Genomic DNA, 15169 nt, shown 5'->3' on the forward strand with positions numbered 1-15169 from the left:
CTTGCCCGCTACTCCACGGTGACCGACTTGGCGAGATTGCGCGGCTGATCCACGTCCGTGCCCTTGAATACCGCCACGTGATAGGCCAGCAGCTGCAGCGGTATGGTGTAGACAATCGGCGCGGTGATCTCATCGCTCTGCGGTACCGTTTGCACCACGTAGCCGTCTTCGGTGGCGATGGCCGTGGCCGCGTCAGCAAAGACGTACAAGCGCCCGCCGCGGGCTCGGACCTCCTGGAGGTTGGACTTCAGTTTCTCGATCAGCTCGTCGTTGGGGGCGACGGTCACCACTGGCATCTCGGCGTCCACCAGCGCCAACGGCCCGTGCTTGAGCTCGCCGGCGGGATAGGCCTCGGCATGGATGTAGGAAATTTCCTTGAGCTTGAGCGCGCCCTCCATGGCGATGGGGTATTGAACGCCGCGGCCGAGGAAAAGGCTATGGCGTTTGTCGACGAACTCTTCAGCCAGTGCTTCGATCGATGGTTCCAGGGCCAGTGCCGCTTCGAGCTGCCGGGGCAGATTGTGCAGAGCGCGGACGAAAGCGGCTTCACAATCGGCCGAGAGTTTATGGCGCCGACCGAGCGCGATGATCAGCAGCAACAAAGCAGTGAGCTGTGTGGTGAAAGCTTTGGTGGAGGCGACTCCGATCTCGGGCCCCGCCCGCGTCATCAAAATCAGGTCGGATTCGCGCACGAGGGAACTCTGTGGCACGTTGCAGATGGCGAGCGTCGCCAAATAGCCCCGCTCCCGAGCGTCGCGCAGGGCCGCGAGCGTATCCGCCGTCTCACCCGATTGCGAGATGGTAACGAGCAGAGTCGCCGGCGCGAGCACGTGCGAACGGTAGCGGAACTCACTTGCCACCTCCACATCGCAGGGCACGCCAGCATGACTCTCACACCAATAACGGGCAACCAAGCCGGCATGATAGCTGGTCCCGCAGGCAACAATCTGAACACGTTCGACTCGGTCGAGAATGGCACCCACCTCGGAACCGAAGGCTTCCTCCAATACGCGGCTCTGCGAGAGGCGCCCTTCCAAGGTTTCACTCACCGCACGCGGCTGCTCGTGGATTTCTTTGAGCATGAAGTGTCGATAGTGACCGCGGTCAACAGCTTGCGCGCTGAGCTCGGAGGTCTGTACGGGTCGGTTGACCGTTACGCCGTTGCGGTCGCGGATTACCACCCGCTCGCAGGAGAGCTCGGCAATGTCGCCGTCCTCGAGCAAAATGAATCGCTGCGTCACCGGCAACAGGGCGGAAATATCGGAGGCGATGAAATGCTCGCCGATTCCGACTCCTATAATCAAGGGGCTGCCCTTGCGGGCCGCGATCAACCGACCGGGCGCGCGGGAACTGATGACCCCCAAGGCATAGGCGCCCTCCAGGCGTTGCACCGTGCGGGCAACGGCTTGGCCGAGATCGCCGGTCGCGGCCAGCTGCGCATGAATTTCGTTGACGATGACCTCGGTGTCGGTCTGCGAGTGGAATGCATAGTCTTGTGCGCGCAGCTCGCGGCGCAAGGCTTCATGGTTCTCGATAATGCCGTTGTGCACCACCGCGACCTCATCGCATGCGATATGCGGGTGCGCATTGAATTCGGTGGGTGCGCCGTGGGTAGCCCAGCGCGTGTGTGCAATGCCCGTGTGGCCGTACACGGGTTGGGCGGCCTGAGCCGCCGTCAAAGCGGCCACCTTGCCGATCGTGCGATGGCGTTGCAAGCGTTGGCCCGCATCCAGCACCGCCAGGCCGGCGGAATCATAGCCGCGGTATTCGAGCCGCCTGAGCCCTTCGAGCAGAATGGCCACGGCGTCGCGCTCGGCTACCACCCCCACTATTCCACACATGGCGTTGGCTCCCCCGCTTTATAAACTGCGACGCTAGTGTAGTGCCCTCGGCCGCATTAGGCCTCCGACTTAGGTTTCTTTTGGGGCCGCCGCCAGCCGGTTATCGTTCTCTGTGCTGTCCCTGACACTGTAAGCGTGCCCGCCGGTGTATCGCGTCGAATCGTCGAGCCGGCGCCGATGGTCGCGCCCTGACCAACCCGTACCGGCGCAACCAATTGGGTACCGGAACCGATAAACGCATTGTCTTCGACTACGGTGCGGTGTTTATTGGCGCCGTCGTAATTGCAGGTGATGGTGCCGGCCCCCACGTTGACGCCCGCACCGAGCTCGGAATCACCGACATAGGAGAGATGGTTGACCTTGGAACCCTGGCCGATGGCGCTGTTCTTGGTTTCGACGAAATTACCCACCTTGGCGTCGGCTGCCAGCCGGGTACCCGGGCGCAAGCGAGCAAAGGGACCCACCTGGCAGGCGCCCTCGATTATCGCGCCGTTTATGTCACAGTGCCCGGCGATGTGGGCATCGACGCCGATTCGGCTATCCCGAATCAAGCAATTTGGTCCGATGTAGACGCCGGCAGCGATTTCCACATCGCCTGCGAAGATGCAGTTGACATCGATCGTCACATCGGTGCCGCAAACGAGCCGGCCACGTAGATCGAATCGCGCCGGATCCATGAGGCTGACCCCCGAGCTCATGAGCCGCTGCGCCTCACGTTGCTGATAAACTCGTTCCAACCAAGCGAGCTGAGCACGGTCATTGACCCCCTGCACCTCGCTTGGATCGTCGACTGTCAGAGCCTGTACGTCGACACCATCTCGGCGGGCCAAGGCGACGACATCGGTCAGATAATACTCTCCCTGGGCATTGTCGCAGTGCAGTGCATTCAACCAACCACGCGCACGACCCGCCGGCAAACAGAGGATGCCGGTGTTCACCTCTTGAATGGCACGCTGCGCCGCGCTGGCATCGCGTTCCTCGACAATCGCCGCGACACCGCCGGATGATGTGCGCACGATCCGGCCATAGCCACTGGGATCGGCCAACTGCACCGTGAGTAAGCCGAGGCCCGCGCCGGCCGCCTGCCTGAGCTTCTGCAGGGTCTGCACGCGCACCAACGGCACGTCGCCGCAGAGCACGAGCACTTGCTGATCATCGGCAATCGTCGGCATGGCTCGTTGCAGCGCATGCCCCGTTCCGCGCGGCGGCGCCTGCTCTACCCAGTGGATATCCGGGTCGGGCAACGCCGCACGTACCTGCTCCCCACCATGACCATGAACCACGTATAGGGCGGCGGGTTGTAGCGCCCGCGCGGCGTCGAGCACATAACCGAGCATCGGCCGGCCGGCGATGGGATGGAGTACTTTGGGTAAACTCGAGCGCATCCGGGTTCCCTGCCCGGCGGCAAGCACGACCACGCTGAGCATTGCTTGGCGACCCTCCCTTCGCCCTCGGCAGTAGGGCTCCAGCTTAGCGGATTTGCAGCGCTAGGGGCAGCCCCGCGTGTCGATCCCGGATCGGAGTCCCCGCTAACACCGCGCTACGAGCCGCGTCGACGCCGTAGCCGCTCAAGGGTGCGCAGCTGTGCCACGGCCTGCGCGAGCTCGGCTTGGGCACGCGCATAGTCGATCTCCGATTGTCGATCTTGGATAGCCTGTTCGGCATGCTCTTTGGCGGCAAGGGCCGCCGCCTCGTCGACATCGATGGCCCGCAGTGCGGTATCGGAAAGTACGGTCACGACATGTGGCTGCACTTCAAGAATCCCGCCCGAAACGTAAAAGACTTCCTCGTCGCCCTCGGCGGGCTGCACTCGAACCTCGCCCGGCCGGAGCGCCGTGATCAGGGGGGAATGGCGCGGTGTGATCCCCACCTCTCCCATGGAGGCCGGGGCGAACACCATCAACGCCGGGCCGGAGAAAATCGCCGATTCACTGCTAACGATGTCCACATGGATGGTCATAGCCATGTCTATACCCCTTGTAGAGCGCTAGCATGGAGCTGGCGCTCTTTTCTCCGGCATCCCAAAGTACGACGGCCCTTGCCGCGGCTCCCCAAGATCCAACTTATCGAAGTTGTGCCGAATCGGCACGGCCACTAGAGCGTTTTGGCCTTCTGCGCCGCCTCTTCAATGGAGCCCACCATGTAGAACGCTTGCTCCGGCAGATCGTCCATTCCGCCTTCGACGATGGCCTTGAAACCGGCGATGGTGTCTTTGAGGCTCACATACTTGCCGGGTGCTCCGGTAAAGATCTCAGCCACGAAAAACGGCTGCGAAAGGAAGCGCTGAATCTTGCGCGCCCGCGCGACTATCAGTTTGTCCTCATCCGAAAGCTCGTCCATGCCGAGAATGGCGATGATGTCCTTCAACTCCTTATAGCGCTGCAATGTACCCTGCACTTGGCGCGCCACCTGATAATGCTCCTGACCTACGACCAGTGGGTCGAGCTGACGGCTGGTGGAGTCGAGCGGGTCGACGGCCGGATAGATGCCGAGCTCGGCAATTTGGCGCGAGAGCACCACGGTTGCATCCAGGTGCCCGAAAGTGGTCGCCGGAGACGGGTCGGTCAGGTCGTCGGCCGGTACGTACACCGCCTGAATCGAGGTGATGGAGCCGGTTTTAGTCGAGGTAATACGCTCCTGCAGCTTGCCCATCTCTTCGGCCAGAGTGGGCTGGTAACCTACGGCGGAAGGCATCCGGCCGAGCAGCGCCGAGACCTCGACGCCAGCGAGCGTGTAGCGGTAGATGTTGTCGATGAACAACAACACGTCACGGCCTTCGTCACGAAAATACTCGGCCATGGTAAGACCACTGAGCGCCACCCGCAGGCGGTTACCCGGCGGCTCGTTCATCTGCCCGTATACCATCGCCACTTTGGATTCCGGTAGATCGTCGAGCTTGATGACACCGGATTCCGCCATTTCATGGTAAAAATCATTGCCTTCACGGGTCCGCTCACCAACGCCGGCAAACACCGACAAGCCGCCATGTTCCTTGGCGATGTTGTTAATCAGCTCCAACATATTGACGGTCTTGCCCACGCCGGCGCCGCCGAACAGCCCCACCTTACCGCCCTTGGCGAACGGGCAGATCAAGTCGATCACCTTGATGCCCGTCTCCAGCAGCTCGGTGCTTGCGGCAAGCTCGTCAAACGCCGGCGCCTGACGATGAATCGACATCGTCTCCTTAGCGCCGACTGGTCCGCGTTCATCGACCGGACGCCCGAGCACATCCATAATGCGACCGAGCGTCTTCACCCCCACCGGCACCGAAATCGGTGCACCGGTGTTCGACACCTTAACGCCTCGACGCAAGCCGTCGGTGCTGCCCATTGCGATCGTGCGCACCACGCCGCCGCCGATCTGATGTTGCACCTCGAGCGTCAACTCTTGCCCATCGATCAAAAGCGCGTCGTAGACCTTCGGCACGGCCTCGTAGGGAAACTCCACGTCCACCACGGCACCGATGATCTGGACCACGTTTCCTGCATTCATATCCGTTTCCTTTTCCTCAAGCCGGAGCTACCGCGCTTTTGTTTGCGCCGGAGTGAGCCGCCGTCCACATCCGACCCGGTTGCCCACGCTAACCGACCGTTAAACGGCGGCTGCACCCGCCACGATTTCGGATAGCTCTTTGGTAATTGCCGCTTGTCTTGCCTTGTTGTAGACGAGCTGCAGCTCTTCGATGAGATTGCCGGCGTTATCGGACGCCGCTTTCATCGCAACCATGCGGGCGGCCTGCTCGCAGGCAATATTCTCGACCACGCCCTGATAGACCAGAGCCTCGATATAGCGCACCAGTACGTGCTGCAGCACTTCTTGCGAACCGGGCTCGTAGAGGTAGTCCCAATAGTGTTTGAGCTCCACCTCCTCGGAGGGCACCAGCGGCAGTAACTGCTCGATCTCGGGGCGCTGCGTCATCGAGTTGATGAAGCGGTTGTACACGAGATAGAGACGGTCGACGCGTCCCTCGCTGTAGGCATCGAGTGCCACCTTCACCGCCCCGATGACATCACTGACCCCCGGAGCATCACCCAAGTGCGTGGTTTGCGCGATGACGTGCGCCCGTATGCGCCGGAGAAACATGGTCGCCTTGTTGCCAATGACGCCGAATTCCATCTCCACGTTCTGTTTACGCCACTGCTGCATCTCGCGGAGTAGCTGACGGAACTCGTTCGCGTTCAATCCACCGCATAGCCCGCGATCAGTGGAGATAACGATAAACGCTACCCTCCGCACCTCGCGCTCGAGCATGAACGGGTGCTTATACTCCGGATGAGCATTGGCGATATGCCCGATGACGTTGCGCAGCTTATCGGCGTACGGGCGGGCCGCGCTCATGCGCTCTTGGGCACGCCGCATCTTGCTCGCCGCCACCATCTCCATGGCACGCGTGATCTTCTGCGTATTTTGGATGCTGCGAATCTGCGTTCGTATCTCTTTACCGGCGGCCATGACTCACCCGCTTAATCTCACTATCGAAATCGGCGCTTGTCGCCTCGCTCAGCGAAGGCGAGGCCGTCTTTTTGCCCAGATCCGAATCAATCGAAGGCTACCAAGAATAGCGCTGTTTGAAATTTTCCAGCGCCGCCTTGAGCTTGGCTTCGATTTGCTCGTTGAATTGCGGGTTTTCATTGATCTCGCGCATCAACTCGGTCTGCTCGGAGTCCATATAGGCCTGCAACGCCGCTTCAAAATCACCGACCTTGCTCAGATCCACATCCTCGAGATAACCGCGGTCTACGGCAAACAACGAAACCGCCATGGCCGCCACGCTCATTGGCGAATACTGCTTCTGCTTCATAAGCTCGGTCACCCGTTGGCCATGCTCGAGCTGCCGACGGGTGGTTTCATCGAGGTCCGAGGCGAACTGCGCGAAGGCGGCCAACTCTCGGTACTGTGCCAACGCCAAGCGTACGCCGCCACCGAGCTTTTTGATGATGCCGGTCTGCGCCGCCCCGCCCACACGAGAGACTGAGAGACCGGCGTTGATGGCCGGCCGGATACCGGCATTGAACAGATCGGATTCGAGAAAGATCTGCCCATCCGTAATAGAAATCACATTGGTCGGCACGAAAGCCGAGACATCGCCGGCTTGCGTCTCGATGATCGGCAGCGCGGTGAGCGATCCGGTACGTCCCTTGACCTTTCCTTTGGTGAGCTTCTCCACCTCGTCGGCGTTGATGCGCGCGGCACGCTCGAGCAGTCGCGAGTGCAGATAAAACACGTCGCCCGGATACGCCTCCCGCCCAGGCGGGCGCCGTAACAGCAGCGACACCTGTCGGTAGGCCCAGGCTTGCTTGGTCAAATCATCAAAGATGATCAGCGCATCCTCGCCTCGATCTCGGAAATACTCGCCCATGCTGCAACCGGCATAGGGCGCGATGTATTGCATCGCAGCGGATTCCGAGGCCGTCGCCGCAACCACGATGGTGTGGTCCAGTGCGTCGTGTTCCTCAAGCTTGCGCACCACCGCCGCAATGGACGAGGCTTTTTGGCCCACGGCGACGTAAATGCATTTGATGCCGGTATTTTTTTGGTTGATGATCGCGTCCACCGCCACCGCGGTCTTGCCGGTCTGGCGATCGCCGATGATCAATTCACGCTGCCCACGACCGATCGGTACCATGGCATCAATCGCTTTGAGACCGGTCTGCACCGGTTGGCTCACCGATTGGCGGGAAATCACGCCGGGTGCGACCTTCTCGATCGGCGAGGTGCCGTCGTGCTCGATTTCCCCTTTGCCGTCGATGGGCTGCCCAAGCGCATTCACTACCCGCCCCAGCAGACCCGATCCAACCGGGACTTCGATGATACGGCCGGTGCACTTGACGACATCGCCTTCTTTGATGTGCTCATAGTCGCCCAGAATAACCGCACCAACGGAGTCACGCTCGAGGTTCAGCGCCAGCCCGTAGGTTGCGCCCGGGAACTCGATCATCTCCCCCTGCATGACTTGACTCAGCCCATGCAGCCGAGCGATGCCATCGGTGAGCGTGAGCACGGCGCCTTCGCTGCGTGCCTCTACGCCGATATCGAAACGCTCGATCTTCTTCTTGATAAGATCGCTGATTTCTGTCGCACTAAGTGGTTGCATGGCCGGACCTCTGTTGTTATGGCCTATGACTCGCGCCGGACTCATCAACGCCAAGGGTTGTGCTAGCTTAACTCCTGGGCAAGCTGCTGCAGCCTGCCACGCAGCGAGGCGTCGATGACAAGGTCACCGGCACGGACGATCACACCACCGATGATCGATTTATCGATTCGGATCGTGAGATCCACCTCCCGGTCAAGGCGCTTTGTCATTGCTTGCGCGATGGCGTCGGCGTGCGTCGGCGAAAGCTTGAACGCCGAGACGACTTCGACGCGGGCTTTGCCCTCCTCGTCACGCCGTTGCTCTTCAAAAAGCTCGGCAATCTCCGGCACCAGAGTAAGGCGCCCGTGGTAGACCAGCACTTTGAGGAAATTGTGGGTCGTCTTGGCGAATGTCTTACCACCGATGTTCGAGATCAGCTCGATGAGCTTGGTCCGTTCGACCCGCGGATTAGCGATGATCTCCGCCATCGCAGGATCCGACACCACGGCCCGGAACAACCGCAGCATCTCGGACCACCGCTCCACTGCCCCTTCCTCTTGTGCCTGGCGGAAGGCCGCAATTGCATAAGGACGTGCCGTGCTTCTATCTGTCATATTTCCCGCTCTAGAGCTGCGCTGCCAACTTCTCGAGGGCTTCGCTGTTCGTCTTAGCGTCGATCTTGCGCTTCAACACTTGCTCGGCACCCTCGATCGCCAATGCCACGACTTCACGCCGCAACCCTTCTCGAGCAAGATTGATCTGCTGATCAACCTCGGAGCGAGCCGCCGACACGATGCGCTCTCCCTCGATACGCGCGTCATCCTTCGCCCCTTCGACAATTTCATCGGCACGCCGCTGGGCATTCGCGATAATCTCGTTGGCCTGCTCCTTTGCCTCAAGCAGCACTTCACGAGCGTGCTTCTCGGCCAGTTCCTGCTCGCGCTGCCCGCGTTCGGCCGCCGCGAGTCCGTCGGCGACCCGCTTGCGCCGCTCCTCCAGCATGTTCGTGATTGGATCCCAAAGGAAGCGGTAAACCAAGTACGAAAACAATGCAAAGCTGGCCAACTGGCCAAACAAGGTCAGATTCACCTCGGGAACTCCTATCCGTACGGGCGAATACGCCCCCTACTGCCGCAGCAGAGAGGAGATGGAACGGCGGTTGACTCTAACCCCCTAGACCGCTGATGGCCTCCAGCGCACCACCAATGAAAGGATTGGCAAACGTGAAATACATAGCAAAAGCCAGAACAATAAACGGGAATGATTCCATCAGGCCCGCCGTAATAAACATCTGGATCAGAAGCCGCGGCTGCATCTCCGGCTGGCGGGCAATGCCCTCCATATACTTCGAGCAGATCAACCCCCAACCAAGTGCCGAACCGAGGCCGGCCAAACCCAGAATAATCCCCACACCGAGGGAGGTGGCTGAGTAGATCAGGGCGATGGTATTGGCGTCAGCGGTCATTATTATCTCCTAACTGATTTTCCTGATTTCGTAATTCGAGTTTTGAGCCGGGCTCCCGCGCGGGCTAGTGCTCCTCATGACCCATATGGGCCAGCGCCAGATACATGACGGTCAACACCATGAAGATAAAGGCTTGCAGCACCACGACGAGGAGGTGAAAGAGCAACCATATGGTACCGGGCACGGGCTGCACCCAAAACGGTAGCAATGCGACCAGCAAGAACCCCAGTTCGCCGGCGAACAAATTACCGAAGAGTCGCAGCCCGAGGCTCAGCGGCTTGGCAATCTCCTCGATCAGTTTCATGACGAAATTGATCGGAAATAGCCAGATCCCGAACGGATGCGTCAAAAACTCCATCATATACTGATAAAAGCCCTTGATCCGGATGTTGTAGTAGAGCATGAGCACGAACACGAGGAGTGCCATACCGAGCGGGGCCTGCGGATCGGCCGTGGGCACAGCGCGAAAGTGATCAGCCCCGAACAACCCGACCAACCAAGGGATCAGATCAACCGGGATCATGTCCATCAGATTCATCAGTAGAACCCACAGGAACGCCGTCATCGCAAGCGTGCCGATCATCGTATGCCCCCTGCCGAGCACACTTCGGACCAGGTCATCAACGAACTCGAGTACCGCCTCCAATATATTTTGCATCCCGGAAGGGCGCTCGAGACTCAAATCGCGGCCGACTCGATAGCCGGCATAAATAATAGCGCCGCCCAATAGCCAGCTAATAAATAGCGTATCGAGATGAATGGCCCAAAATCCCTCGCCAATACTGAGATTGACCAGGTGATGCTGAATATATTCAACGGGATTGCTCGAATCCGGCAGTAATCCGCTCACGTCCGCGTTTCCTTGTCATCCACGGAGGACGCGGGCGTGCGCCCGATCCCCCCGATCAAAAAAGCAACTTGCGCCCCGGCAAAACCGACGATTAATGGCAGTGGCGGCAGCCCTAACACGCCCATCCCCACCGCGAAGAGGGTGAGCACGAGCAAAAACCGCTGCACGGCACCGAAGTACAGCATCCAAACGCCCTGCTTCGGTTCGCGCTGTGCCGTCGCGCCAGCGGCTCTGAGGCTGCGACCCAAGAGCGCACTATTCGCCAAGGCGAGCCCTCCGCCGTACAAGGCAGAAAGGGCGGCCTCCAGTCCATTCAGGAGGAACCCCCCCGCGATCCCAACGACCAGGCAGGCCTGGATGCAGAAAAGCGGATAAAGACTACCGCCCTGGATGTTCATGGTCTATGTCCGCGCATTAACACTCCTGTTTCAGGCGCCTCCGCCCAAAGCTCAGGAGGATGCTCCACGCACATGCGTTGTCGCGCCGCGCGTATTCGTGACTGTTATTGGGTGCCGTCCCGTAGGCAGGCGACGAATGGTGCAGCAGTATAAAGTTCGGCCCGCATCCCAATCAAGTCTGCTGGGCAAATCACGTGAACGCGAGCCGCTATTATTTGATGCGCTCGAGAATACCGTCGAGTTCCTCGACGCTATTGTACCGAATGATCATCCGGCCCTTGCCGGCTTTGCCGTGTTGGATGCACACCTCCGCACCCAGCCGGGCTGATAAGTCATCCTGCAGCCGCCGAACGTTGGGATCGCTCGCCGCGGCAATTGGGGGCGATGCTCGGTACTCGAGCAACCGGCGCACAAGCGCTTCGGTCTCCCGCACGGACAGTTCCTTGGCGATGACCCGATGCGCGGCCTCGACCTGGCGTGACGGCTCAAGCGCAAGCAGCGCACGTGCGTGCCCCATTTCCAGTCGGCGCGCGTCGATCAGACTTTTGACCTCTTCGGCCAACTCGAGTAAACGGAGCAAGTTGGATACCGCTGCCCGCGAGCGACCAACGGCGTTTGCCACCTCCTGATGGGTCATCCCGAACTCGCTGGTCAACCGTTGCAATGCACCGGCCTCTTCAAGCGGATTGAGATCCTCGCGCTGAATATTCTCGATCAAAGCGACGGCGACGACCGCTTCGTCCGGGAGGTCACGCACGAGCGCCGGTACGCCGTCTATGCCGGCCAGTTGGGCGGCGCGCCAACGTCGCTCACCGGCGATGATCTCATAGCGCCCATCGTGCGCCGGGCGCACCACAATGGGCTGCACTACGCCCTGAGCACGGATGCTGTCGGCAAGCTCCTGCAGAGCAGCGGGATCAAAGCTGCTGCGTGGCTGATAACGACCGCGCTGGAGCAGGTCCAAGGGTATTTGGCGCAGCTCGCCGTGCTCAGCCACGGGCTGTATATTGCTCTGCTCCTCCGGTACGTTCTTGAGTAGGGCATCCAATCCACGGCCCAATCCGCGGCGCTTGTTGGTCATGGCTCCGGTGTTTCTCCTTATCAACTCGACGCATTCACCTGCGCTGCGGCCTCCCGCCGCAACATCTCACTTGCCAACGCCATGTAGGCAATCGCGCCCCTCGATGTTCGATCGTACTGCAGGGCCGGCATGCCATGGCTGGGTGCCTCGGCAAGCCGAACGTTGCGTGGAATCAGGGTTCGGTACACCTTGTCGGCGAAATGTTGGATCAGCTGCGCTCCCACTTGGTTCGCCAAGTTATTGCGCGGATCGAACATGGTCCGCAGCAAACCCTCGATTTCCAACTCCCGATTCACGCTGCCTTGTATCTGGCGTATGGTATCGAGCAGCGCGCTGAGCCCCTCCAGAGCATAATATTCACACTGTATGGGAATGAGCACCCGGTGGGCGGCCACCAGAGCATTGACCGTCAGGATGTTCAATGAAGGCGGACAATCGATGAGGACGTAGGCGTATTCATCAAGCAGGGGCTGAAGCAGTTCACGCAGGCGCCGCTCGCGCCCAGCACTGTCCATGAGTGCCACCTCGGCAACCGTAAGATCGCCGTTGGCCGGCAGAAGATCATAACCGGGCGGCGCCAGTCGGTGCAGCGCTTCCGCCACGGATCGCTCGCGCATAAGAATGTCGTAGTTGGTGACCTCAAGGTCATCCTTATCTAACCCGCTGCCGATGGTGGCGTTACCTTGGGGATCCATATCCACCAACAGCACGCGACGTCGATTGGCAGCCAAAGAAGCGGCTAGATTGACGCATGTTGTGGTCTTACCCACACCACCTTTCTGATTGGCGACCGCGATGATCCTGGCCATTAGTCCATTGACTCTACGTTACACGCTCCAGTTCGCGGTGGCGGGTGGCTCGAGGACGATTAGGCAACGCTCGGCAGCCAAATTGGGTACCTTGAGCCGATGACACCGCCATGCAACTTCGTCACCGGCAAGACGCCGCAGCTCAGCACCCGGTTCACGCCCCTTCATCGCCAACACTCGACCCGCGGGTGCCAACAACGGCCATGCGATTCGCAACAAGGCCGGCAGGTCAGCAAAGGCGCGGGCAATAACCGTATCGAATGGCAGCGCCGGCCGGAAACGCTCGGCCCGCGCCTGGACCACCGTTACGTTGGTAAGTGCAAGCTCGAACACCACCTGACGCAAAAACCGGATCTTTTTACCATTACTGTCGAGCAGCACCACACTGTGCTCCGGGCTCGCAAGCGCCAAGGGTATTCCGGGCAGCCCGGCACCAGAGCCCACGTCCAGCACACGATCGCCTCTAACATACGGATGCACGGTAAGACTGTCCAGCACGTGGCGGACGACCATATCGAGCGGTGCACGAATTGCGGTGAGATTAAAGGTGCGGTTCCAGCGTTGTAATAGCTCAATATAGCGCAAATGCCGCTCTACCAGGTCCGCCCCGGCCTGCGGCAATATTTGCACGATCCCCCGTTCCAGGCACTGACGGACAGGCCTATTCTCGGGCAAGACGTCGGCAGGCGGGCTCACACGAGCTTTTTTACGTCGACCGTTTTGCTCTCGGTCTGATCGATGCGCCGGGTGATCAGCCATTGCTGCAGGATAGACAGGGAATTATTTACCGTATAGTAGAGTACAAGCCCGCCCGGAAAGAAAAGGAAGAAACCGGTAAACACCACTGGCATGAACAACATGATCTTTTGCTGAATCGGGTCCATGGGTGCTGGATTGAGACGCTGCTGAGCCAACATGGTCAAGCCCATGATGATTGGCAGGACATAGTAGGGATCCGGCGCCGATAGATCGCGCAACCACAATATGAACGGCGCCTGGCGTAGCTCCACACTCTCCAACAACACCCAATATAGCGCAATGAATACCGGGATCTGGATCAGGATGGGCAGGCACCCCCCCAACGGGTTCACCTTTTCCCGTTTGTAAAGCGTCATCAGCTCCTGGTTCATACGCTGGCGATCATCGCCAAATTGCTCCTTGAGCTGCTGCATACGCGGCTGCAACTTGCGCATGCGCGCCATGGAACGATAGCTCGTCTCCGAGAGCTTAAAGAAGACCGCCTTGATCAATACGGTCAGAAAAACAATCGCCCAACCCCAGTTGCCCACTACGGCGTGAAACCAGGATAAGACTACGAACATAGGTTTGGCGATGATAGTAAAGATACCGTAATCCACCGTCAGCTCGAGACCGGAGGCCACGCTCGCCATGCGCTCTTGATCCTTGGGACCAAGATAGAGCTGAGTCTGGAACGTCCCGCTTTGCCCCGGCTGGATTGTCTGCCACGGTGAACTCATTCCCAAGCTGAACAGATCCCCACCGACAATACGACTGTAGAATCGCTCCGTCATCCCCCGAGGCGGCACCATGGCAGCCAGAAAATAATGTTGCACCATCGCGACCCATCCGTTTTGAACGGTTCGATCAAGCGCCTGCTCCTGCATCTCATCAAAGGAGATTTTCTGGTATTTGTCGTCCGGACTATAGATTGCCCCACCGATGTAGGCCACCTGCCCGGCAAGCCCGCCCGTCTTGTTTTCCTCCCCCCTGAGTAGTTGCGTGTACTGGTAGGCGGACCAAGGTGCAGCGCTCGCGTTCTGCACTTCTTGCTCTATATCGATGGTGTATTTTCCGCGCTGAAAAATATAGCGGCGTGTAACGGTGATGCCGTTCGGACCATGCCAGACCAGCGGAACCACCAGTTGCTGCTCGCCTGAGGCAAGTTGATACGCTTTCTGTCTTGATTGGAATCGAGCTTGAGTACCCGGTGCCGAACCTTCCTTTGCCCTGAGCCCCGCTTGAACCACAAACAGCGGTTTCCCCTGATCGCGTAACAGAGTAAAAGGCGCCGGGTCATCGGTCGAAGTCGCGTGCTTGAGCAACTTGGCCGAACCGATACCGCCACCGACGGTGTTGATCTCGATAGCGAACAGGTCTGTTACAACCGAAATGCGCATCCCCTGCGCCGCTAACCCAGCCTGCTGGCGCAATTCGGTAGGCAATTCCTCTGCCGGACCATCGGCCTGGGGTGCCTGGACGGCTTGTTCCGTGCTTTGCGGGGTCGGCGGACGCGGCCCATAATCCTGCTGCCAGGCATCCCAGAGCAGGAACAAGACGGCACCGAGTGCAAGAAAAAGGAAGAGCCTTTGATTCTCCATCAAGGATTATCCATGGGAGCGGGAAGGCGGAACGGGATCAAGACCACCGGTGTGCCACGGATGACAACGTAATACCCGACGCGTACCCAGGTAACCACCAAGAGCCGCTCCATGCATCCGAATCGCCTCGATGGCGTATTGCGAACAACTCGGATAATACCGGCAACTGGGCCCGATCAGTGGGCTGATCAGCCATTGATAGCACCGTAGCAAGCCAATTAGGAGCGTTCGCATCGCTGGTTCACCCGTTGCCACAGCCGACCCAAGGATGTGTTCAATGTGGCTCCTTGCGCCACACGAGCAGGGAGCTTGG

16 protein-coding genes are annotated in these 15169 nt (G+C 59.7%); all 16 read right to left on the reverse strand.

Annotated features, from left to right (window positions below; translation table 11 throughout):
• Positions 1–8: 8 nt before the first annotated feature.
• Complete coding sequence (gene glmS / locus NB231_RS10185) at positions 9–1841, reverse strand: glutamine--fructose-6-phosphate transaminase (isomerizing) (protein ID WP_040662198.1); 1833 nt, start codon at positions 1839–1841, stop codon at positions 9–11.
• Positions 1842–1897: 56 nt separating this feature from the next.
• A complete protein-coding gene (glmU, locus tag NB231_RS10190; RefSeq protein ID WP_005002451.1) occupies positions 1898–3268 on the reverse strand; it encodes a bifunctional UDP-N-acetylglucosamine diphosphorylase/glucosamine-1-phosphate N-acetyltransferase GlmU in 1371 nt (456 codons plus the stop codon).
• A 113-nt stretch (positions 3269–3381) separates the two neighbouring features.
• On the reverse strand, positions 3382–3807 hold the full coding sequence (locus NB231_RS10195) for a F0F1 ATP synthase subunit epsilon (RefSeq protein ID WP_005002453.1): 426 nt from the start codon (positions 3805–3807) through the stop codon (positions 3382–3384).
• 128 nt (positions 3808–3935) lie between these two features.
• Positions 3936–5333 (reverse strand): F0F1 ATP synthase subunit beta, encoded by a 1398-nt coding sequence (gene atpD, locus NB231_RS10200; RefSeq protein WP_005002456.1) that lies wholly within the window; start codon positions 5331–5333, stop codon positions 3936–3938.
• Between the two features lie 99 nt (positions 5334–5432).
• Positions 5433–6293, reverse strand: a complete 861-nt coding sequence (gene atpG, locus NB231_RS10205) for a F0F1 ATP synthase subunit gamma (RefSeq protein ID WP_005002459.1) — start codon at positions 6291–6293, stop codon at positions 5433–5435.
• 97 nt (positions 6294–6390) lie between these two features.
• On the reverse strand, positions 6391–7935 hold the full coding sequence (atpA, locus tag NB231_RS10210) for a F0F1 ATP synthase subunit alpha (RefSeq protein ID WP_005002462.1): 1545 nt from the start codon (positions 7933–7935) through the stop codon (positions 6391–6393).
• A gap of 62 nt (positions 7936–7997) precedes the next feature.
• A complete protein-coding gene (locus NB231_RS10215; protein WP_040662201.1) occupies positions 7998–8528 on the reverse strand; it encodes a F0F1 ATP synthase subunit delta in 531 nt (176 codons plus the stop codon).
• Positions 8529–8538: 10 nt separating this feature from the next.
• A complete protein-coding gene (locus NB231_RS10220) occupies positions 8539–9003 on the reverse strand; it encodes a F0F1 ATP synthase subunit B (protein WP_005002468.1) in 465 nt (154 codons plus the stop codon).
• Positions 9004–9079: 76 nt separating this feature from the next.
• On the reverse strand, positions 9080–9379 hold the full coding sequence (gene atpE, locus NB231_RS10225; protein ID WP_005002470.1) for a F0F1 ATP synthase subunit C: 300 nt from the start codon (positions 9377–9379) through the stop codon (positions 9080–9082).
• A 64-nt stretch (positions 9380–9443) separates the two neighbouring features.
• Positions 9444–10229: a F0F1 ATP synthase subunit A gene (gene atpB, locus NB231_RS10230; RefSeq protein WP_005002471.1), complete on the reverse strand. Its 786-nt coding sequence runs from the start codon at positions 10227–10229 to the stop codon at positions 9444–9446.
• The gene (locus NB231_RS10235) at positions 10226–10627 is read right to left on the reverse strand and encodes an ATP synthase subunit I (RefSeq protein WP_005002472.1); all 402 of its coding nucleotides are present in this window, start codon (positions 10625–10627) and stop codon (positions 10226–10228) included. Before NB231_RS10235 ends, atpB begins: the two co-directional genes overlap by 4 nt.
• A gap of 211 nt (positions 10628–10838) precedes the next feature.
• Positions 10839–11708, reverse strand: coding sequence for a ParB/RepB/Spo0J family partition protein (locus NB231_RS10240; RefSeq protein WP_005002473.1), 870 nt, complete (start codon positions 11706–11708; stop codon positions 10839–10841).
• A gap of 20 nt (positions 11709–11728) precedes the next feature.
• A complete protein-coding gene (locus NB231_RS10245) occupies positions 11729–12517 on the reverse strand; it encodes a ParA family protein (RefSeq protein ID WP_005002474.1) in 789 nt (262 codons plus the stop codon).
• Positions 12518–12535: 18 nt separating this feature from the next.
• Positions 12536–13213 (reverse strand): 16S rRNA (guanine(527)-N(7))-methyltransferase RsmG, encoded by a 678-nt coding sequence (rsmG, locus tag NB231_RS10250; protein WP_232210446.1) that lies wholly within the window; start codon positions 13211–13213, stop codon positions 12536–12538.
• Positions 13210–14856: a membrane protein insertase YidC gene (gene yidC / locus NB231_RS10255; protein ID WP_005002478.1), complete on the reverse strand. Its 1647-nt coding sequence runs from the start codon at positions 14854–14856 to the stop codon at positions 13210–13212. The genes rsmG and yidC overlap by 4 nt, the downstream gene beginning before the upstream one ends.
• 6 nt (positions 14857–14862) lie before the next feature.
• Entirely contained in the window at positions 14863–15090 is a 228-nt protein-coding gene (gene yidD, locus NB231_RS17780; protein ID WP_084766425.1) for a membrane protein insertion efficiency factor YidD, read from the reverse strand.
• Positions 15091–15169: the final 79 nt, after the last annotated feature.

Source organism: Nitrococcus mobilis Nb-231 (assembly GCF_000153205.1).
Classification (GTDB): domain Bacteria; phylum Pseudomonadota; class Gammaproteobacteria; order Nitrococcales; family Nitrococcaceae; genus Nitrococcus; species Nitrococcus mobilis.